General features: G+C 40.9%; 17 protein-coding genes. 1 reads left to right on the top strand and 16 read right to left on the bottom strand.

Annotated elements, in window-relative coordinates:
* On the top strand, positions 1-405 hold the full coding sequence (locus ACFIJZ_RS04585) for a hypothetical protein (RefSeq protein ID WP_375631172.1): 405 nt from the start codon (positions 1-3) through the stop codon (positions 403-405).
* Between the two features lie 690 nt (positions 406-1095).
* Here the strand turns inward: ACFIJZ_RS04585 and ligA are convergent.
* From ligA to ACFIJZ_RS04665, 16 genes are all read right to left on the bottom strand, one after another.
* Positions 1096-3255, bottom strand: a complete 2160-nt coding sequence (gene ligA, locus ACFIJZ_RS04590) for an NAD-dependent DNA ligase LigA (RefSeq protein ID WP_375631173.1) — start codon at positions 3253-3255, stop codon at positions 1096-1098.
* Positions 3256-3367: 112 nt separating this feature from the next.
* Complete coding sequence (gene recN, locus ACFIJZ_RS04595) at positions 3368-5029, bottom strand: DNA repair protein RecN (protein WP_375631174.1); 1662 nt, start codon at positions 5027-5029, stop codon at positions 3368-3370.
* Between the two features lie 6 nt (positions 5030-5035).
* Positions 5036-5929 (bottom strand): outer membrane protein assembly factor BamD, encoded by an 894-nt coding sequence (locus tag ACFIJZ_RS04600; protein ID WP_273790773.1) that lies wholly within the window; start codon positions 5927-5929, stop codon positions 5036-5038.
* Positions 5930-6089: 160 nt separating this feature from the next.
* A complete protein-coding gene (gene lpxC / locus ACFIJZ_RS04605) occupies positions 6090-6974 on the bottom strand; it encodes a UDP-3-O-acyl-N-acetylglucosamine deacetylase (protein ID WP_375631204.1) in 885 nt (294 codons plus the stop codon).
* A gap of 217 nt (positions 6975-7191) precedes the next feature.
* Positions 7192-8964: a cell division protein FtsZ gene (gene ftsZ, locus ACFIJZ_RS04610; RefSeq protein WP_375631175.1), complete on the bottom strand. Its 1773-nt coding sequence runs from the start codon at positions 8962-8964 to the stop codon at positions 7192-7194.
* Positions 8965-9027: 63 nt separating this feature from the next.
* Positions 9028-10329 (bottom strand): cell division protein FtsA, encoded by a 1302-nt coding sequence (gene ftsA / locus ACFIJZ_RS04615; protein WP_273790775.1) that lies wholly within the window; start codon positions 10327-10329, stop codon positions 9028-9030.
* The gene (locus ACFIJZ_RS04620; RefSeq protein WP_375631205.1) at positions 10326-11237 is read right to left on the bottom strand and encodes a cell division protein FtsQ/DivIB; all 912 of its coding nucleotides are present in this window, start codon (positions 11235-11237) and stop codon (positions 10326-10328) included. The genes ftsA and ACFIJZ_RS04620 overlap by 4 nt, the downstream gene beginning before the upstream one ends.
* Positions 11225-12145 carry a D-alanine--D-alanine ligase gene (locus tag ACFIJZ_RS04625; RefSeq protein ID WP_375631176.1) on the bottom strand — a complete coding sequence of 307 codons (921 nt, stop codon included), beginning with the start codon at positions 12143-12145 and terminating at the stop codon, positions 11225-11227. Before ACFIJZ_RS04625 ends, ACFIJZ_RS04620 begins: the two co-directional genes overlap by 13 nt.
* A gap of 238 nt (positions 12146-12383) precedes the next feature.
* Complete coding sequence (gene murB, locus ACFIJZ_RS04630; RefSeq protein ID WP_273790778.1) at positions 12384-13361, bottom strand: UDP-N-acetylmuramate dehydrogenase; 978 nt, start codon at positions 13359-13361, stop codon at positions 12384-12386.
* Positions 13339-14766 carry a UDP-N-acetylmuramate--L-alanine ligase gene (gene murC / locus ACFIJZ_RS04635; RefSeq protein ID WP_273790779.1) on the bottom strand — a complete coding sequence of 476 codons (1428 nt, stop codon included), beginning with the start codon at positions 14764-14766 and terminating at the stop codon, positions 13339-13341. The genes murB and murC overlap by 23 nt, the downstream gene beginning before the upstream one ends.
* Positions 14750-15886, bottom strand: coding sequence for a UDP-N-acetylglucosamine--N-acetylmuramyl-(pentapeptide) pyrophosphoryl-undecaprenol N-acetylglucosamine transferase (locus ACFIJZ_RS04640; protein ID WP_375631177.1), 1137 nt, complete (start codon positions 15884-15886; stop codon positions 14750-14752). Before ACFIJZ_RS04640 ends, murC begins: the two co-directional genes overlap by 17 nt.
* Entirely contained in the window at positions 15883-17031 is a 1149-nt protein-coding gene (locus tag ACFIJZ_RS04645) for an FtsW/RodA/SpoVE family cell cycle protein (protein WP_375631178.1), read from the bottom strand. Before ACFIJZ_RS04645 ends, ACFIJZ_RS04640 begins: the two co-directional genes overlap by 4 nt.
* 144 nt (positions 17032-17175) lie before the next feature.
* Positions 17176-18570, bottom strand: coding sequence for a UDP-N-acetylmuramoyl-L-alanine--D-glutamate ligase (gene murD, locus ACFIJZ_RS04650; RefSeq protein ID WP_375631179.1), 1395 nt, complete (start codon positions 18568-18570; stop codon positions 17176-17178).
* Positions 18571-18574: 4 nt separating this feature from the next.
* Entirely contained in the window at positions 18575-19645 is a 1071-nt protein-coding gene (mraY, locus tag ACFIJZ_RS04655) for a phospho-N-acetylmuramoyl-pentapeptide-transferase (RefSeq protein ID WP_273790783.1), read from the bottom strand.
* Between the two features lie 21 nt (positions 19646-19666).
* Positions 19667-21088: a UDP-N-acetylmuramoyl-tripeptide--D-alanyl-D-alanine ligase gene (gene murF, locus ACFIJZ_RS04660; RefSeq protein WP_375631180.1), complete on the bottom strand. Its 1422-nt coding sequence runs from the start codon at positions 21086-21088 to the stop codon at positions 19667-19669.
* The gene (locus ACFIJZ_RS04665; protein ID WP_375631181.1) at positions 21085-22536 is read right to left on the bottom strand and encodes a UDP-N-acetylmuramoyl-L-alanyl-D-glutamate--2,6-diaminopimelate ligase; all 1452 of its coding nucleotides are present in this window, start codon (positions 22534-22536) and stop codon (positions 21085-21087) included. The genes murF and ACFIJZ_RS04665 overlap by 4 nt, the downstream gene beginning before the upstream one ends.
* Positions 22537-22553: the final 17 nt, after the last annotated feature.

Below are 22553 nucleotides of genomic sequence, written 5' to 3' on the forward strand. Positions count from 1 at the left end.
ATGCGTATAATTTTATTTTGTTCCGTAATATTATTATTTGGATGCTATATTGGGCCTTCTGTATTGAAGGAAATTACTAAATTTAAGCGAATTCCTATTGCTTTATTTTCTGAAAATCAAGTCATTACTCCAAATCAGTACGATAAATTATACGAAGAGTACGTAAAGACACAATATCCTGATAATATATACGAAGAGCGCCTAGAAATTGCAAAAAAATATCTGGATAATAAGAGTTATGGTGTATATCATGTTCTAAGCCTTGGGATGGTAGTACTAATTCCTGAAAATATAAATCTTATCCATGCGAAAGTTGTTTGGTGTGCATGCCTTGTGGACTTATTACAGGGAGAGTACAATAAAAAATTTCCAGCATTATCCCTACCTACCTACATACATACATAAGCTACGTTCTCAATATAATTGGAAAGAAAACGATTTCATTTGGGCAAAAAATTTGGTCATGAACTCGACAGATCCAATGTTTAGATACGCACGAATGATATTTAATTCTGAAATATTCTCAATCCAAATACTAGCTCTAATAAACGAAATTTCCTATGCTGAGAAATTTGAGAGAGATGAAGGAAGTCAGGAAAAAAATTATGCTGCTAGACGCATTAGCGAATATCCGAAATTTTGTAATGAAATTGGACAAGTGTACCATCTAATAATGCCTGATAAGTATAGGTACCAGTAATCTTTTATAAATTCAACATAATAAACAACTCGCATTTATATTCCTTATTCATTTATAGCGGAATGTTTTATTATATTTTGTAATCTTCCGCGTTACATTTCTATTACGGCATTTTGGATTAAATTCTACATATTTGTTCAAAAATTTTACCTTTCTTCACAGTAATAATTTATATCTTTTACTAATAATAACCTTGCATATTCTTCATCATAATAGTTTAAGTTTAATATTTAAGTTCAACGTTAATTATTTTAATAACTTAATAAATATCAAAGTATATGGCGCTCTATTTTTGCAAAAAACAGCTCCTATTATCCCCTTTTTGATTTCATCCCCCCAAAAAATGTAAGAAAGATAATCATATCAACAGTATACGATCTTCTGGGAAACACCCTTTAAATATTATGTTTCTCAATCAGCTGTAGCCAAACCTCTTCATCGATAACCTCAACACCTAATTCTTCAGCTTTAGCCAATTTGGAGCCCGCTCCAGGTCCTGCAACAAGAAGATCTGTTTTTTTAGAAAGTGAACCAGATGTTTTAGCCCCTAATCGCTCTGCCAATGCTTTTGCTTCATCGCGTGACATATGCGACAAAGTTCCTGTAAAAACAATGATCTTCTCCGCTATTGGTGAAGAATCTGCTATGATAGGCTCTTCATCAAGAGGTGTTACTTCTTCAAGCAAAACAGATAAAATCTCACGGTTATGCGCTTCTTGATAAAAATCAACAATTGCGCTCCCTACCTGTGGTCCAATTCCTTCGATATTGGTAAGCTCCATCCAAGCCTCATTTCCTTCTTCATTTTTCTTATCACATGGCATAAGTGCTTCCATAGCCGCGGTCTCAAAAGCTGTATAATTTTTATAAGCACGTGCAAGGCGGCGTGCATTCACTTCGCCAACATGACGAATCCCTAATGCAAACAAAAAACGGCTCAAAGGAATTTCTCGGCGCGCATTAATGGCATCATACAATTTCCGCACTGAAACAGTACCAAAACCTTCCATATTTTCCAAACGTATCAAAGATTTTTCTTGGCGCCGTTGTAACGTAAAAATATCGGCTGGTGTATGAATACAAAGCGCTTCATCTTGAACATGGAAAAAGAACTCCACTTGTTTTTTACCCAAGCCCTCAATATCAAAAGCATTGCGTGAAACAAAATGACGAATACGTTCAATCGCTTGTGCCGGACAAATAAGCCCCCCTGTACAGCGACGCACGGCTTCTCCCACTTCACGAACAGCATGACTCCCACAAGCTGGGCACAAATGAGGAAAAATAAAAACAGCAGCATCTTTCGAGCGTTTTTCAATGATAACATCAATAACTTGAGGGATCACATCACCAGCACGTTGTACAATCACGCTATCGCCTACACGGATATCACGTCCTTCACGAATGGGCTCTCCTTTATGACCAATTCCCTTAATATAATCCTCATTATGCAAACTAGCATTGGTCACCACCACTCCACCAACAGTAATAGGCGTAAGACGTGCAACAGGTGTCAAAGCTCCCGTGCGACCAACTTGAATGTCAATATCTTCCAAAAGCGCTATCGCTTTTTCTGCTGGAAATTTATGGGCGATAGCCCAACGCGGCGAACGAGAAACAAACCCCAAACGCTTTTGGAGCATCAAATCATTAACCTTATAAACAATGCCATCAATATCATAGCTTAAAGAATGACGGCATTCTTCGATATCGTGATAATACGAAATAATTTCTTTTACTGTCTTAAAGACTTTTGTTAATGGATTGATAACAAAGCCATATTCTTTTAGCTTTTTCATCATCTCCATTTGACTTTCTGCCAATATTTCACTCACCTCACCACAAGCATAAGCAAAAAATTGAAGTTTTCTGCTAGCGGTTATCCGTGAATCAAGCTGACGGAGTGAACCAGCCGCCGCATTTCGAGGATTGGCAAAAGTTAACTTTCCCTTCTCTTGTTGGCTGATATTCAGTGCTTGGAAATCTTCCCGCCCCATATAAACTTCACCGCGAACCTCAATGATATCAGGAAAATCACTTTGTAAAACTTGTGGAATATCAGCAATTGTTCGGGCATTTGCCGTCACATTTTCACCGACAGTTCCATCCCCACGCGTTGCCGCACGCACAAGCCGCCCCTTTTCGTAGCGTAAAGACAAAGATAAACCATCAATTTTTGGCTCCGCTGTTATTTCCAACACTTGTGTTTCTGGAAGCCGTAAAAAACGACGAATACGCTCAACAAATTCACTAACATCTTCAGAGCTAAACGCATTATCAAGTGAAAGCATAGGCTGTGCATGAACAGATTTTTCAAACTTTTCAGAAATTGGTGCCCCAATTTTATGTGAAGGAGAATCAATACGTATAAGCTCTGGAAAAAGAGCTTCAATTTCTGCATTACGGCGGCGCAAAGCATCATATTCTGCATCAGAAATTTCAGGCTGATCATCACGATTATAAAGCACATCATGACGTGCAATTTCTTTTGCCAACCACTCTAATTCACGTTCTGCTTCAACAGCTGTGAGATTTTTATCTGCATCTTTGTTCATAAAATCTATTCCAAATTACAAGCACTGCCACAAGGATTTCCACACGCATCCTCATCAAGTGAATCTCAATAAATACAAGCTTTCCAGTATTTTTATCGCTGACTAATTACCTTTATGCTAGAAGCTTTTGAGCCGCTGCACGCGCTTCTTCAGTAATCTGTTCTCCAGCCAACATACGGGCAATTTCTTCTGCACGCTCATGCTCTTCCATTTTATGAATCGCAGTAACAAAGCGTCCTTTATCATGACTCTCAATTTTTGAAATAAGAAAATGACCATGCGCTTTCGATGCAACCTGTGGAGCATGCGTAATAGCGAAAACTTGGACATGTTCTGATAAGCATTGCAACCGTTGCCCAATAGCCGCTGCAACAGCCCCCCCAACGCCTGTATCAATTTCATCAAAAATCAGCGTCGGTGCTGATCCTCGATCAGATAAAACAACTTTTAATGCCAGCAAAAAACGAGATAATTCACCGCCAGAAGCCACACTAAGCATGGGACCGGCCCGTGTGCCAGGATTTGTTCGTACCCAATATTCAACACGATCACATCCCTCTGCACTCCGCTTTTCCATATCACTTTGCATTTCAACAATAAATTCAGCCCTCTCTAATTTCAATGCCGGTAGCTCAGTCATCACGCTTTCAGACAAGTTCTTTGCAACCTCTTGACGTTTTATTGACAACGCTTGCGCTAACATATCATATTTTTTTTGTGCTTGTCTTGCCTCATCTTCAAAGCGTGTCAATATAGTCTGAGCCTCTTCAAAATCAGCGAGTTCTGCATCCATTTTATCGCGTAACTGAATCAATTCATCCGCTGAAACTTGATATTTACGAGCAAAACCCCGAAGAGAAAAAAGACGCTCTTCTATCCGTTCCAATTCATCAGGTTCAAAATCTAATGCTCGTATTGCCGTCTCAATACCTTCTTGTGCTGTTGCAAGTGCATGCAATGCCTCATCAATAGATTTCACCACTGGTACAATAAGTTCTTGCGCCTCAGGAATTTTCCGCTCCAAACGCCTCACCAAATTAGAAAGTACTGGGATTGGTGATTTTTGACCCGTTAAAAGATCATCCGCTTCTTTAATATCTGTCGCTATTTTTTCTAATTTAAGCATATCAGCACGACGAAGAGAAAGAGCTTCCTCTTCACCAACTTTAAAATCAAGCTTTTCAAGCTCTTCTACACACGCACGAAGATAATCAACCTCACGTACGGCACTCTCTACTTTAAGACGCTGCCGTTGCAAACGCTCCTCAAATTCACGCCATGAGTGATAACACTGACGCAAATTTTCCACTTCATCTTCAAGACCACCAAAGGCATCTAATAATTGGCGATGTGTAGCAACATCAACAAGCGCACGATCATCATGTTGTCCATGGATTTCAACCAGCAAACGGCCAACACTCCGCATCAATGCAACACTAGACACCTGATCATTGATAAAAACACGGCTACGTCCATCACTTGATTGCACACGTCGTAAAATAATATCACCCTCATCATCAAGACCATTCTCACGAATAAGTTGACGTGCAGGATGTGAAACAGACACATCAAAAACAGCTGTGACCTGCCCGCGGTCAGCACCATGACGCACAAGCGAAGCATCACCCCGCCCCCCTAGAGCAAGTGATAAAGCATCAAGGAGAATAGACTTCCCCGCACCTGTTTCTCCAGTTAAAACCGTCAACCCCGCCGTAAAATGAATATCAAGCGTTTCGATCAAAACAATATTATGAATCGAAAGCTGTACCAACATAGAGAATCAACGTACCCTCTTCTTATCACCACCTAAAGCATTTGAGATCCAAGAAGATTTATGCTCACGTGGCGATATTTTATTCTTCTGCAAGAGATTATAAGAAAATTTATACCACTCACTTTTGGGATAATTACGTCCTAAAATAGCTGCTGCCGTCTGTGCTTCCGCCGTTAAGCCGAGAGCAAGATTAACCTCAGTCAAGCGGAAAAGCGCTTCTTCAATTTGATTTGTATCAGAATACTCTTCAACCACGGTACGAAACCGTCTACTTGCCGCAAGGTAACGCCGCCCCTCTTCATAATAACGGCCAATCTGCATTTCTTTACCAGCCAGCTGTTCGCGACCAAAACGGATTTTATCCTTAGCATCCTTGACATACTCAGAATTAGGATAACGCTCTATAAGAAGCTGCATAGCAGCAATAGCACGTTTCGTATCACGTTGATCACGTGTAACATCAGGAATCCGACGGAAAGAAGAAAGACCAATAATATAATACGCATAAGCCGAGTCAGTCGACCCTGGATAAAGAGTAATATAGCGTTGAGCCATACTAATTGAATCATCATACTTTCCGAGTCGATAATTAGTAAAAGCACCCATGACCAAAGATTTACGCCCCCAGTCTGTATAAGCGTACTGTTTTTCAATCTTCAAAAACTTCTTCGATGCATCCCCAAGCCGCCCACTTTCAAGGCTAGCAAGCGCCTGATTATAGAGAACATCTGGTGGCTCTATTTTCAAAACATAAGCAGATGGATCAAGGGTTTTTTTCTCTTTAAAGAGACATCCCGCTAACATACAGGTGCTTCCTAAAAGTACCACCCCCAATATCTTGCGTACAATGTTAGATTTTCTATATGTCATATTTCCAATGCACACATGAGATTTTTTCATAGTTTTTCCGGCCTCCAGAGAATATCACCTTGTAGCAAAAACAATTTATTAAAGTTTTTATACCATATCACTTTAAAATCCACATAACCAATTTAGCAGTTTAGGTCAATCATCCCCTTAAAAATCAAATAAACGATAAAAAAATCTTGTCAATTTTCTTTTACTCTTTCTCTAAAAAGCTTTTTTGGTAATATGATTCGTCTGCCAAAACAGCTTTCACCAATTGCGCATTAATTCTATGCCCACTACAATAAGAACGAAATAATCCAATAAAAGGTGCTCCCAGCAAAGCAGTATCACCAATCGCATCAAGCATCTTGTGCCGAACGCATTCATTCTCCCAATAAGGACCATCGGGATTTAAAATTTTATCATTAAGGTCGATAACAAGAGAATTTTCCAAAGAAGCACCTCTCGCCTTTCCAGAAAGCCTTAATTCTTCCACGTCTTTGATAAAACCAAAAGTGCGCGCACGTGACAAATCATCCCTAAACCCTCGTGTAGTAAGATCAAAACTGAAATGTTGCTTACCAATAGCAGAAGAAGGAAAAGAGATCGTTATATCAAAACGACGTCCATCGAATGGCAAAAGCTCTGCAACACCATGAGATCCTTCAACTCGCACCGGCTTTTTTATAATGAAATAAGAACGCAACGCATTTTGCTGTACAATACCAACATCTTCAAAAGCTTGGCAATATAGCCACGCTGAACCATCCAAAATAGGAATCTCATTATGTGACACTTCAATAACAAGATTATCCAAATTATAAGCAGCAATTGCTGCCATCAAATGTTCAATTGTTTCAACCCTTACATCTCCATCTCCAAGTACTGTTGATAATTCAGTTTCTCCTGTTTGCGATGCATGAGCTTGAAATATTTTCTCTGTTCCGTCTAATCCACAACGCTTAAAAACAATACCACACCCAACATCCGCTGGACAAACCTTTACCACTGACAAACAGCCACTGTGAACGCCAATCCCCTTAAATGTTACTGCTTTTTTAAGAGTAGACTGATATTTTGGTACTAAATTCATCATAATCATTTTATTAAATTGCTTGTACATCTTTTAACAAAATTTATAAAATTATAAAGAATATTCATAGTAAATAATAAAAAAAAACCGCTTATAATAAGCGGTTTTTTTTTAAAACAAAGTATTTTATCAAAAAAACAGCAATATATTTTACTGTATAATTTTTGACTGATCATTAAAGAAATAATAATTTTTCTTACTTTATCTCACTTTTCATCAATTAATTTGCCTGACGACGTAAAAATGCTGGTATTTCCAACTGATCTTCTTCACTTATAAAAGTACGTTGATCTTGTGGTACCTGAGGGTGCAGCTCACCAGAACGACGTGGAACATACACAGAAGCATCTTGAGAAAGTGCCTGAGAATTTTTATTGTAAACATGAGACTCTTTCTGCTGAGATGATCTAACAGCAGGCTCCAGCCTCGCTTCTGGCTCAGCTTCTTCACGATGTGTCAAGCTCTGTTTCAAACGCTGCCAAAGATTACGAGGACCTTGATCAGTCACAAATGTTCTTTGACTTTGTCCATGAGCAACAGGAGGAAAATCCTTTAACTCAGGCATACGCATTGGAGCGCGCGCTTGCATTTGTTGCATTTGTTTTGGTTGCACAGGCTTTTCTTTTTGCTTCACAACCCCTGTCATCTCATCAAGAACATGTGCTGTTGCCTCCATACTCACAGGAGCTGTCATCGCCTGTTGAGAACCACGGCTTACTTGCATACGAGGCACATTGGATCTCTGTTCCTGAACAGCATTTGAACCATACGCAACAGCATTCGTGGCACTTCGTGTCGTCATTGCTTCTGCAGGTTGTGCAAAAATTTGACTTTTGGGACGGAACTGTTCTCCGGTTGATTTACCCTTCTCTATTTCAAGTGATTCGATCACTTCTACCATTGACTCAGAACGCAGAGGCGATGACTGAACATGAAAAGAACTGTGTGACGTTCCAGGATCGCTCTTGCGTATTGAAGAAGCAGGTCTTTGAATCTGAGGATGAGAGGACTGAACAACATCACTAACTTCACGATCAATACCGGTGGCAACCACAGAAACACGAATAACACCTTCCAATGACTCATCATCAATAGCGCCAAAGATCACATTCGCATCTGCATCCACTTCTTCACGAATACGATTAGCAGCTTCATCAACCTCAAAGAGAGTCATATCACGACCACCCGTAATAGAAATCAATAAACCACGCGCCCCACGCATAGAGGTATCATCCAACAGTGGGTTTGCAATAGCAGCTTCAGCCGCAGCCAAAGCACGCCCATCACCAGATGCCTCACCCGTTCCCATCATGGCTCGCCCCATTTCGTGCATAACAGAACGAACATCAGCAAAATCAAGGTTAATTAAACCCTCTTTAATCATCAAATCCGTAATGGAAGCAACACCAGAATAAAGCACTTGGTCAGCCATAGCAAAAGCATCAGCAAACGTTGTCTTATCATTTGCAATACGGAAAAGATTTTGATTGGGTATAACAATCAATGTATCGACAGACTTTTGTAATTCTTCAATACCAGCCTCTGCCGTTTTCATACGACGTGCGCCTTCAAACTGAAACGGCTTTGTCACAACACCAACAGTCAAAATACCTTTTTCACGCGCTGCGCGAGCAACAACGGGAGCAGCTCCTGTTCCAGTTCCTCCCCCCATACCAGCAGTAATGAAAACCATATGAGAGTCTGCAAGATGATCAATAATTTCATCAATACATTCCTCTGCCGCCGCTTGTCCAACTTCCGGCAAAGCCCCAGCACCCAAACCTTCTGTCACAGCTGCCCCAAGTTGGATAACACGTTCAGCCTTTGACATAGCCAAAGCCTGTGCATCCGTATTTGCAACAACAAAGTCAACTCCCTGAAGACCAGCATTTATCATATTATTCACGGCATTCCCGCCACCACCTCCAACACCAAAAACGGTAATGCGTGGCTTCAATTCCGCGATATCTGGCCGATGCAGATTAATCGTCATTTTCTTTTCCTTCTCATAAGACACCGCAAGCCAAAGCGATGAAATTTATCCAACTAGACTTAACTAAAAACTCTCACGCAACCACTCACCAACACGCTGAAAATACCCACGCGTGCCCATCGATAAATGATTTCCTGCCGCCTGCATTGTTTTTTCTTCAAAACCCACCAATTGCGGATAAATTAACAACCCAACAGCAGATGTAAACGCCGCCCCTTTTGCAAGAGAAGGAAGCCTCGAAATACCTAAAGGCCGCCCGATACGAACATTTCTTCCTAATATAGTACGTGCCATTTCTGGCAATCCTGTTAACTGGCTTGCTCCCCCCGTCAAAATAACACGTTTACCAATGATGTGACCAAAACCAGAACGATTTAAACAATCACGGACCATTTCTAAAATTTCTTCAACACGCGCACGAATGATACGCCCAAGAACCGCGCGAGGATATTGAGTTTCACGCTGTTCACTCCCAATTTCTGCTACATTAATCATTTGCCGCTCATCAGCACTTGTTAAAAGTGCTGAACCATAAACAACTTTTAAACGTTCCGCCTCTGTTAAAGACATAGAAAATCCGCGCGCAACATCAAGAGTGACATGATGCCCCCCAACAGCAAGAGCATCCGCATGAATAAATTTTCCTTCAAAAAACACTGAAAATGTTGTTGTTCCACCACCAAAATCAATACACGCAGCCCCTAAATGCGCCTCATCATTCATCAAGACAGCAAGACCACTTGCAAAGGGAGTAGCAACCATTGCTTCAACACTCAAATGTGCACGATTAATACAAGTTTCTAAATTACGCAAAGAGGCTGTTTCTGCTGTTACCACATGCACGTCAACACCAAATGTTTCCCCTGCCATGCCAATAGGATCAAAAATTCCTTTATCTCCATCCAATACATAAGAAACTGGAACTGAGTGCATAACATGACGTTCAGCATCAAAGGCTTTACGCGAAACATCTGAAAAGGCCATACGCATATCACGCTTGGTGACTTCACGACCATTCAAATGGACCTTTCCATTAATCAAAGCACTTTGTAATCGACTTGAGGAAAAATTCACAATCACTGAATCCACCACCAAACCCGCCATTTTTTCTGCCGCATCAACAGCCAATCTTATTGATTGTTCTGCTGCAAACATATCCATGACAACACCGGATTTAATACCACGTGAACGCTGCACTCCAAAGCCTAGAATTTCCGTAGAATGTGTACGACCATGTAAATAGTGTGCATGCTTCAAAGGACGCAAACAAGCAATAAGACAAACAATCTTACTTGAACCGACATCAAGTACCGTTAAAAAACGTGTTTTACGCCCCTTCAAATGATGTGATCTGAGTAGCATCATAGGCTTCCTGCCTTTCGCGCTTTTAAAATACGTTCTTCTTCTGCTACAGTAGCATGATAACGCTCCAACGTTTCATCTGATAAAGAAACAGTAATTCGATCAGCAAGACGTAAATCAACACTGAGAATATCGCGAGATAAAAGATCTTGCATTGTACCGGACGAAAAAAGAGAAGAAAGCCTTTCAAGAGCACCATTTTCAGGCAACATAACGCGCATTCCATTATTCAAAACAAGATCCCAACGTCGATCACCTACCCGCACAAAAGCACGAATACGATCATATACTTCCGGATAGACTGACAGCGCTTGAATAAACACTTTAGCAGCATTTTGTGCCCCCTGCCCAACCACAAGAGGTAAATCCCGAACAATTTCCCCTTTAAAAGGCACAATGACACGACCTGTATGATCAACAATATCCATTATGCCATCATGTTGCCAAATGGCATAGGGTTCACGCTCCACGATGGAAATGCGCATTTTATTAGGATAAATTTTCTGAACATTAGCCGATTGCACCCAAGCCTGTTTTTCCAAAAGAGAACGCGCTCTTTCAACATCAAAAGTGAATATAGAAGGCGCAACATCAAGTTTTAAAATTTTAAAAATATCCTGCTTTGCCAAGCGCTTATTACCGCTTATATCAACATGAGTGACCACAAAACTACTATCCAATATGATCGTGTTTACGATCACAGTCATCTGACCACTTGATGAAAGTCCATAAAAAGCCGTAACAAAGAAAAACCATACAACAGCAAAAGAGCCAAAATGGCGTGGAATGTGAATATTAACAAAAACAAACTCAAACATAAACCGAAGAAAACGACGATAAAGACGTGGCAAAGCCGGCACTGAAAGCACCTCCATCGGAACATTTGTTTTACTAACATTCAACGCATACATGATGCGTCCTCCACCATCCATTGAACAATATCGCCGTAAGTACGGCCGCTCGCTTTTGCAATATCAGGAAGAAGAGACGTCGATGTCATACCGGGTTGCGTATTAATTTCAAGCCAAACCAACTCTCCCGTTTTTTCATCAAAACGAAAATCAGAACGGCTAACACCTCGACACCCTATCGCCTGATGGGCTGCTAAAGACATTCTTTGCACACTTTGGTAAATATTTAGTGAAAGTTGTGCAGGACAAATGTGAAGAGAACCACCCGTTTTATATTTTGAGTCATAATCGTAGAATGGAAAGTGTTTATCGGGAAGAATTTCACACACATCCAGCACTTCATTCCCCAAAACAGCACAAGTCAATTCACGACCAGGAATATATTTTTCAATCATCACCTCATCGGCATATCCCCACTCAGCTCCCCCAATATTATGCGGCGGTACAGCTTCATTTCCTTGGACAATGACAACACCAAAACTTGATCCTTCACACACAGGTTTAATTACATAAGGAGGCTCCATGGGATGCGTTCGGCCCAAAGCAAAGCGGCTCATGATACGAGAAGGAGCAACACAAACCCCAACATTTGCAACGATAATTTTTGCACGTCCCTTATCCATTGCCAAAGCAGATGCCATCACGCCAGAATGAGTATAAGGAATTTTTAAATATTCAAGAATCCCCTGAATCCGGCCATCTTCACCAAATGGACCATGCAATGCATTGAAGGCAATATCGGGCTGCAACTGTTCAAGAACAGAAGCAATACGAGCATCAACATCCACGCGGCTCACGCGATACCCCTGTACCTCTAGAACATCAGCACAAGCCGCCCCTGAAGATAAACTTACAGACCGCTCAGAAGAAAAACCTCCCATTAACACAGCTATATGTTTATCTTTCATAATAAATCACCCTCTTTCGCATACTATATGTAGTCTATATAGAATACATCAGCACCATATACAGGAAAAACAAAGTTTATCCTTGCGAATCAATAACCTAGCATTTTGCATAATGAATCAGACTCAAAAGCCTGATGCAAGAGATTCTTTGTTAATTTATTGATTCTTAATAGAAATTTTTTATTATCTCTTTGAAATGACTCAATTTTTTATTTTCACTTTTTTAGTGAACAATAAATCAATGAAATGGATCAAAAGGAGAAACACTTCGACCACGCTCAAATTGACCAATACGCTCTATTTCCCATTGTAAAAGGTGGGCTGAATTTGCAAAAACACGTGCACGCACTGTTTCTCCCAATGCTTCAAGATCATATCCTGTTGCTTGCCCTGTATTAATCATAAAATTACAGTGCATTTCACTCATTTGAGCGCCACCAATCCGTAAACCACGACACCCTGCTTCATCAATCACGCGCCACGCAGATCCATTCCCAGGATTTTTGAAAGTTGACCCCCCTGTTTTTTCACGAATAGGTTGCACTGTTTCTCTGTGGAGGGCAACTTCATCCATAGCAGCACGAATATCATCTTTATTGCCGAGTTTTCCTTCCAATAAAGCAGCCGTAAAAATAAAATCTTTAGGAACATCACAATGGCGATAGGAATAATGCATATCTTTCACACTCAAGATATGACGTTGCCCTTTACGATCCAGCGCATAGACCTCGACAACACGCGCTGCGGTTTCAACACCATTCGCACCAGCGTTCATTTTGAGAGCTCCTCCAAGACCTCCAGGAATACCATGATAAAAATGAAAACCTGCAATCTCAGCTTCTAAAGCGGCAGCAGCTAAATGTTTATCCGCCGCACCAGCACCAACTAAAAAGCCTTTTGGAGAAACCTGCTTCACTTGCCCAAAACTTTTTGGCGAAAGACGAATCACAACACCAGGAACCCCCCCATCACGCACCAGAAGATTAGAACCGATACCGACAATTGTTACAGGAACAAATTCAGGCAAATTTTGAAGAAAGAGAGCCAAATCTTCTTCATCAACAGGCTGATAAAAAAGCTCTGCCAATCCGCCCGTGCGAAACCACGTTACCTTACGCATCTCAACATTAGGTGTAAGTTTTCCTCTCACGCCACCCAACAATGGTTGCAATTGCGCCAATAGCGCCTCACCATCAATGTGCTGAAAATTTATCATGACCATCCAATACCGCTAACTGATGAGGCAACGCACAAGCCCATTGTGTGATATTGCCAGCACCAAGAAAAACAACATAATCCTCTGCCTGAGCAAATTTTGAGACAAGAGACACAACATCTTCCAAACCATGTATCAAGCGCACATCACGATGACCCGCCATTTTAATATGCTCTACCAATTCTTGAGAACCAAATCCTACAATAGGCTCTTCACCAGCCGCATAAACGGGCGTAATCAACACTGTATCTGCATCATTAAAACAAGCAGCAAAATCATCAAATAAATGATACAACCGTGAATACCGATGGGGTTGTGCAATCGCAATAACACGCCCTTTTGCACTCTCACGTGCAGCACGCAAAACAGCCTTTATTTCGACAGGATGATGTCCATAATCATCAAATATTTCAATGCCACGCCAACTTCCTGTTCGCGTAAAACGCCGTTTTACTCCGCCAAATTCTGCTAAGCCCCTTTTTATAGCTTCATTTGAAATGCCAAGTTCATGCGCAATAGCAATCGCCGCCGTTGCATTGGCAACATTATGCTGCCCTGCCATAGGCAAAAGCATATTTTTCAACTCAATCTTTCTTCCTGTTTTGCGTGAGCGAACAAGAACATCAAAATGCGTTTTTTGACCATCCATCGAAAGATTAAGAAAACGAACATCTGCTTGTGGATTTGCACCATAAGTGATCACCCAACGATCATCAATACGGCCCGCCAATGACTGAACCTCTGGATGATCAAGGCACAAAACAGCAAAACCATAAAAGGGAACATTTTCTACGAATTGCCGAAAAGCCTCACGCACAGCATCAAAACTTCCATAATGATCCAAATGCTCAGCGTCAATATTAGTAATAACAGCAATATCAGCAGGCAGCTTTAAAAATGTACCATCACTTTCATCAGCTTCAACAATCATCCAATCGCCATCTCCTGTACGAGAATTCGTACCATAAGCATTAATAATACCGCCATTAATCACCACTGGATCAAAATGACCAGCATCAAGAAGGGCTGCAACCATTGATGTGGTTGTTGTTTTACCATGTGTACCACCCACCGCAATTGCACGCCGAAACCGCATCAGCTCCGCCAGCATTTCTGCACGTCTAACAAGCGGTAAATGTCTTTCCTTTGCAGCAATATACTCAGGATTTGTTTTTTTAACGGCAGTAGAAAAAACAACAACCTCTGCATTCCCTAAGTTTTCAGCACAATGACCTATATGAACGTTAATTCCCTTTTTCCGCAAACGTTCAACATTTGCACTTTCAACTTGATCTGACCCTTGAACTTTATAGCCAAGATTATAAAAAACCTCCGCAATTCCACTCATACCGATCCCCCCGATTCCGATAAAATGGATAACGCCTATATCAAGTGGCATTTTCATTTAAAAGCTCCTCTTTTATATCTGACAACAATCGCCCTGCAATTAAGGATTCAGCCATATCAGCAAGGCAACGGGTTGCATGAGGTTGCCCAACTTTTTTTGCAGCAAGCGCTTGTTTTTCTAATAAATGGGGTGCACAACAAGCGTGCATTAAAAGAGAAAAAAGCTTTTGTGCATTCAAATCTTTTTCTGATACAATTTGCGCACCACCTACACGAGCAAGCAGAGCTGCATTGGCAGCCTGATCATGATCTAAAGCATGGGGATAGGGAACAAGCAAAGCAGGTCTACCAATCACCGCTATCTCACAAACGGACGAAGCCCCAGCGCGCGACAAAATAAAATGAGCATGTGCCATACGTTCAGCCATATCATCAAAAAAAGGAGCAACCTCTGCTTGTACGCCCATATCACGGTAGATTTTGATCAACCCTCCTGCTTCACCGCGGACTTGCTGTACAATTCGTAAACGTTTACGGTTCTTATCATCAAATAAAGCAATAGCTTCTGGAACAATATGTGAAAAAGCAGAAGCCCCTTGGCTACCTCCAAAAATCAAAAAATGAAATGGCTCTTCACCAGTTGAGGGATGATAAGGAATTTTGGCCGCCTTCAATACAGCCTCACGGACAGGATTCCCCGTCAAAAGTATTTTATAAGCATAAGCACCATTTGGCGACAACAAACCACCAGCGATTGCACGCACAAAAATTGCCAACACCCGATTAGCACGCCCCATAACAGCATTTTGTTCATGAATAAATGTTACACGCCTCGTTAAGGCCGCAATAAAAAGAGGAGGAAAGCTCGGATACCCCCCAAATCCTCCAACAAGAACAGGACGTAATTTATAAAACAGCGCCATCGATTGCCTCATGCCCCTTAGCAAAGACCAAAATGTCTTTATCAGAGCAAAAGGATGGCGTCTTATAAATGTTGCCGATGAAACGATATGAGTATGCTCTTCATCAAAGCACCGAACAAAAGGTCGTGCTCTTTCATCTGTTATTAAATGAACATCATATCCACGCTGCCTTAATTCAACAGAAAGAGCTTCAGCAGGAAAAAGATGTCCACCTGTACCACCAGCCACCAAAACAATAACTTTTTTATCATTCATGAAGGAGTATCCAAGACAGAAGAAGAAAAAGCTGAAAGGCGTGCTTCTGGCCAACGACGTGTTAAACTGAGCAAAATGCCCATTGAAAACGCAATCGCCACCATCGAAGAACCACCATAAGAAATAAAAGGCAATGTCATGCCTTTTGGAGGAATTAAGTGAAGATTAACGGCCATATTAATAGCTGATTGAAAGCCAATCATCATTGCTATGCCAGTAATACCAAGACGTATAAAGGAATCACGTGTATTCATGGCTATATACAATGAACGCATAACGATAAAGCCAAACAGAATCATAATTAATAAACAAAGAATGATACCATATTCTTCAGCAGCAACGGAAAATACAAAATCTGTATGGCTATCAGGAATGATACGTTTTACTGTTCCCTCCCCAGGACCTTGCCCAAACCAACCACCATTCAAAATAGCCTCACGTCCTACATCCACTTGAAAAGTATCTCCTTCACCTGTCAAAAAACCATTGATACGCTCGCGCACATGATGCAGAAAAAGATAAGCTAAAATAATTCCTACAACGCCTAAAATGAGAAAGAGAAAAATAATGGTAAGCGGTACACCCGCAATAAAAAACAGCCCCCCCCATGTTGCACTTATTAAAACTGTTTGTCCAATATCAGGCTGTAAAACCAGAAGCACACAACAAATGGCATAAAGTAGAATCGCTAACGTATAACCCAGAATTCCCCTCCTGCGTATCTGTTCTGAAAAAAGCCAAGCGGACATAACCACAAAAGCTGGCTTCATAAACTCTGAAGCCTGTACAGAAAAACCAAATAGTAGAATCCACCTCCGTGCTCCCTTTAATTCTGGACCCCAAAATAAGGTTGCAACCATAAGAGCAAGCGTTACAATGAGCAAAAGAGCACATAAACGACGAATATTAGAAAGCGAAAAAAAGGAAATGGTAACCATCGTAAAAAATGCTGAAATGCTAAAAATGATATGCCACCGAACAAAATAAAAACTATCAGCAATTCCGATTTTTTTTGCAATAATAGGGCTGGCAGCAAAAGACAGCATAATGCCAATTCCCATTAAAATTAAACAAGCTGCAAAGATAGAGCGATCAATCGTCCACCACCAATTAGCAATTGGATCTCTATCTGCACGCGTAACCATGGTATCCACCTTATCCATTTTATAAATTATCTCAAAGTGAGATGGTTCCCCAGCCTATTTAACAAACACTTTAAAAACTAAATTACACAAAAAAAGATTCTGGAGTCTTAACGCAAAAATATTTTTTTATAACTGATGCTTTTTTTATTGTAACTGCATCACAAAAGAGACAAATGCTTCGCCTCGCATTTCATAATTTTTAAATTGGTCATAACTTGCACAAGCAGGTGACAAAAGAACCGTCACCTCTTTTGCCTTACAGCCTATTGCGTCAACAGCTGCTTCACGCACCGCATTTTTCAAAGTTAAGCTCATAGAAAAGGGAAAAGAAGATCCAATAGTGCGAGCAAATTCTTCCGCCGCGCTCCCAATCAAATAGGCTTTACGAATTTTAGGAAAAAATTCTCTAAGAGACTCTATACCTCCCTTTTTTGCCTGTCCCCCAACAATCCAAAAAATATCATTAAAGGTGGAAAGCGCAGGAGCTGTTGCATCTGCATTAGTCGCCTTGCTGTCATTGATAAACAAAACCGCCCCCATTTTACGCACCTGCTGCATACGATGATCCAACCCTTTATAACCTGCTAAATGCTTGTTCATAGAAGGATCGGTTATTTTTAAAGCCTGCAACGTTGCTAATGCCATAAGGGCATTTTGCGCATTATGACTCCCACGTAACACCGCCATAGGAGCAAGATCTGCAAGCATATGACGCTGTCCTTGACGAACAGAAAAGAGCTTGGTCCCATCTGCATAAAAACCATTTTCAACAAAATGATCCTTGGAAATTGCCTCAATTTGCTTCCCCTCATGAAGTAACTGTTGATATAAAACTCGGCAAGCTGCATCATCAACTGAAATAAAAGCCTGAGAAGCCTGAGCAATCAGATGCCTTTTGGTTTGCACATAACAGGCAAAACTTCCATGTCGATCAATATGATCAGGTGTGAGATTTAATAAAAGTCCAATAGTCGGCTGAAGAGAGGGAGTAAGATCAATTTGAAATGATGAACATTCAATCACATAGATACGTTTTTTAACAAAGGGCTTAAGCGTCAATATTGCCTTTCCAATATTGCCCCCCATCTGCACATCATAGCCCATTTTTTCCAACAAATGCGCAAGTAAAGATGTTGTGGTTGACTTCCCATTCGTCCCCGTAATCGCAATGAAAGGAACGTCTTTGTCACAAAAACCATAATGCTGTAAAAATTGATGGCGCGCCCGAACAAATAATTCAATATCACCGATAATTTCTATATTTTTTTTTCGTGCTTTTTCAACAACCCAATGGGGTTGAGGATAACTTAAAGGAACTCCAGGAGCTACAATCAATGCAACAAATTCTGACCAATCTTCATAACGGAGATCTCGTGTTGGAATATTGTGCCGAAAAGCCATTTGCACGCTTGAAGGACTATCATCCCACGCCACCACTTCTGCACCACCACACATCAATGCTTGTGCCGTTGCTAGTCCAGACTGTCCCAATCCAAACAGAGCAACTTTTTGACCTTTATAACACGTAACAGAAATCACATTCTCACCGCAATTTAAGTGTTGAAAGACCTATGAGAGCGAGAACAATCGAAATAATCCAAAAGCGTATCACGACTTGGCTTTCAGTCCAGCCTTTTTTCTCAAAATGGTGATGTATCGGTGCCATAAGAAACACGCGTTTTCTTGTTAATTTGAAATAACCAACCTGAATAACGACCGAAAAAGCTTCCACAACAAAAAGCCCACCAATAAGAACCAAAACAATTTCGTGTTTCGTAGCAACCGCAACAGTCCCTAAGAGTCCTCCAAGAGCCAATGAACCAGTATCTCCCATAAAAATAGCTGCAGGTGGTGCATTAAACCATAAAAAACCAAGCCCTGCCCCAACAACAGCTCCCAATAAAACAGCCAATTCACCTGTACCCGATACATAATGGATTTGGAGATAATCAGCAAAATTCATATTACCAGAAAGATAAGCAATCAGAGCAAAAGATAAAGCTGCAACCATCACAGGAACAATAGCAAGCCCATCGAGTCCATCCGTTAAATTAACCGCATTACCCGTCGCGACAATGACAAACGCAGAAAAAGGAATAAAAAACCAGCCCAAATTGATAAGATAATCTTTTAAAAAAGGCAAAGCGAATCCAGATGAGCCAATTTTCAGAATAACAAAAGCCGCAATTGCGGCAACACAAAACTCTAAGCTTAACCGTGCTTTCCCAGAAAATCCTTTGTCTGTTTGTTTTGTGACCTTAAGATAATCGTCATAAAATCCAATTGCCCCAAAAGAAAGCATAACCAATAGCGATACCCAAAAGTAAATATTCGATAAATTACACCACAAAAATGCCGATACCACAATGCCGGTTAAAATCATCAATCCACCCATTGTAGGTGTTCCAGCCTTTTTAAAATGTGTTTGAGGACCATCAGCACGAATCGGTTGTCCCTTACCCTGCCGCAATTTAAGAGAAGCAATGATGCTAGGTCCAAACAAAAAGACGATAAGTCCCGAAGTAAGCATAGCCGCTATCGTGCGAAAAGTAATATAACGAAATACATTCACACCTGGAAGCCAATCACTAAACGAAGAAAAAAACAGCATCATTGTACAAAAAACCTCTTAAAACTATGAAGAAACCGCTTTATAGCGATCAAGCAATGCAGTCACAATATTTGATGAACAAAGGCTATTGGATGATTTAACCATAAGCAGATCCCCAGAAGAAATTTCTGCTAAAAGAAGCGGTAAAATTTTCTCAATATTTTCAGCATAATGAACCTTAACACCAGTAGACAAATCACTGACTAAAGATTTCATCGCCTCACCAAATAGAAAAACCGGATTAGCACCGGAAAGACGTATTGGTTTTATTAAATCACGATGAAGCTTTTCACTATACTCCCCTAATTCTAGCATATCCCCTAAAATAGCAATTCGCCGCCCCTCTTTCCCTACAGGTCCTGTAGCAAGAAGCTCAAGTGCAGCACGCATAGAAGCAGGATTTGCATTATAGCTTTCATCAATGAGATAAAATTCACCCCCATTTGATAAAGACAATTGATAACGAACACCTCGCCCCTTTTGAGAAGAAAAATGGCGAAAAGAAAGAAAAACAGGCTCTAACTCAACCCCCATAGCATCACAAGCAGCAATAACCCCTAAACTATTTTGCACAATATGGCGTCCTGGAGCACCAATTTGAACCTCCCTATCCCGCCCCCCAATACGCACAATCATAGAAGTACTATCAGTTAGAAGACGTATACCTCGCGCTTGATAATCAGCATCTTTAGTCTCACCAAAGCTTAAGATCTTCTTTACACCGCATTTCTTTGCTTTTTGAACGAGATAAGAAAAAAAATCACTATCCGCATTTAAAATGGCAATTCCTTTTTCATCTAATCCTTCAAAAATTTCAGCTTTTGCCTTTGCTATTTCTTCAAGATCTTTGAAAAAACCCATATGTCCTGCACAAATATGCGTAATGAGAGCAACATGCGGACAAACCAGTTTGACCAGAGGGCGAATTTCATCTCTATGATTCATACCAATTTCAAAGATACCATAATCACTCTCCATAGGCATCCGCGCTAAAGTGAGTGGAACCCCCCAGCAATTGTTTAAAGAAGCGAGATTCGCATGAACATTCCCAGCAGTTGCAAGAGCTTGTTTCAAAGCTTCTTTTGTCGTTGTTTTTCCCACTGATCCTGTTACCGCGATAATCTTAGCTCTTGAACGTTTGCGTGCAGCTTGTGCAAGTTGTTCTAAGGCTTGCAAAACATCAGGAACAACAATGAGTGGAGCCGATATCTTTTTCATATCCCTCAAACGGTGTTCCGCAACGATAAGAACGCCTGCACCTCGTTCATAAGCTTGCGCAGCAAAATCATGACCATCAAGATGATGCCCCTTAATGCAGAAAAAAACATCCCCTTCCGCAAGAGTACGGCTATCAATGGAAACCCCAGAAAAAGTTTCTGGCATGCTTCCCATTACAACACCATTAATTGCAGCAACAAGTGCTTGCTTATCCCATAAAGCTGTCATTTCTTTCGGTCCTCTAAAGCTTCTATCGCTTTCAGACGATCTGAAAAAGGATAAGTTGTCTGCCCTATAATTTGGCCATCCTCATGACCTTTTCCAGCAATGATTAATGTGTCACCAACTTTCAAAAGCTCCACCGCGTAAGAAATAGCCTCACCACGATCTGCTATCTCTATTGCTGTTGGCACCGCCTGTAAAATATCCTTGCGTATTTTTTCTGGCATTTCTGTGCGAGGATTATCATCCGTTACAATAACAATGTCCGCTTTATCCGCCGCAATTTTTCCCATCAAAGGTCTTTTTCCTTGATCACGATCTCCTCCACAACCAAAAACAACGATCAAGCGCCCTTGCGTAAAGGGACGAACAGAAAGCAAAACCTGCTCCAAAGCTTCTGGTTTATGGGCATAATCAATATAAACAAGCGCATTATTTTCTGTCTTTCCCACAAACTCTAATCGCCCAGGTGCCCCCTGCAAAGTTTCAAGCGCAGAAAAAACCTTACGAGGTGAAGCACCCGTTGCAATTGCTAACCCCGCTGCCATAAGCGCATTGGCTACCTGAAAATCTCCAGCTAAAGGCAAAACAAATGTATAAATATTGTTTTCCACACGACACTCAATACACTGTTTTGAGCGTTGATGTTCAACACGATTAATCGTGATAAATTGCCCCTTACGACCAATTGTCAAAACACGGCGACGCGCTTGTGTGACAACATCAATAACCTTTTGTGAATAGACATCATCAGCAAAAATCAAAGCAGGAGCAGATACAGGCAAAAGTGTATCAAATAACCTCATTTTAGCCCGCAAATAATCCTCTACCCCCGTGTGATAATCCATGTGATCTCGCCCTAAATTGGTGAAGGCACCAGCCGTTAAACGGACTCCATCAAGTCGCCCTTGATCAAGCCCATGCGAAGAAGCTTCAAGAGCTGCATGTGTCACACCTTCATGAGAAATTTCATAAAGAAGACGGTGCAAGACGACCGGATCAGGTGTTGTGAGAGAACCATAAACATTCCGTTTAGGAGAAACAACACCAACCGTTCCTATACTCGCAGCACAAAATCCAACATAAGTCCAAATTTGCCGAAGAAAAGAGACAACAGATGTTTTACCACTTGTACCAGTCACAGCAACGACCGTTTCAGGCTGAGAACCGTAAAAACGTGCAGCTGCCAACGCTAAACTATGACGAACATTAGAAACACGTAAAATGGGAACAGATAAATCCTCAAGAACAGCATGACAATCTGTAACGATTGCTCGTGCACCACGCTTTATCGCATCATCTATATAGTGTCTTCCATCACTTTTTTTTCCTTGAACAGCAACAAAAACATAGCCTGGCAAAACTTGTCGAGAATCCGCACTTATTCCTGTTATTTCTATTGAAGAAAGACTTTCATCTTCAACGCATTCTGTAAAAACTGTTCCCAACAACATGATAACGCACCTTTATA

Origin of the sequence: Bartonella sp. CL70QHWL (assembly GCF_042194855.1) — a bacterium.
Classification (GTDB): domain Bacteria; phylum Pseudomonadota; class Alphaproteobacteria; order Rhizobiales; family Rhizobiaceae; genus Bartonella.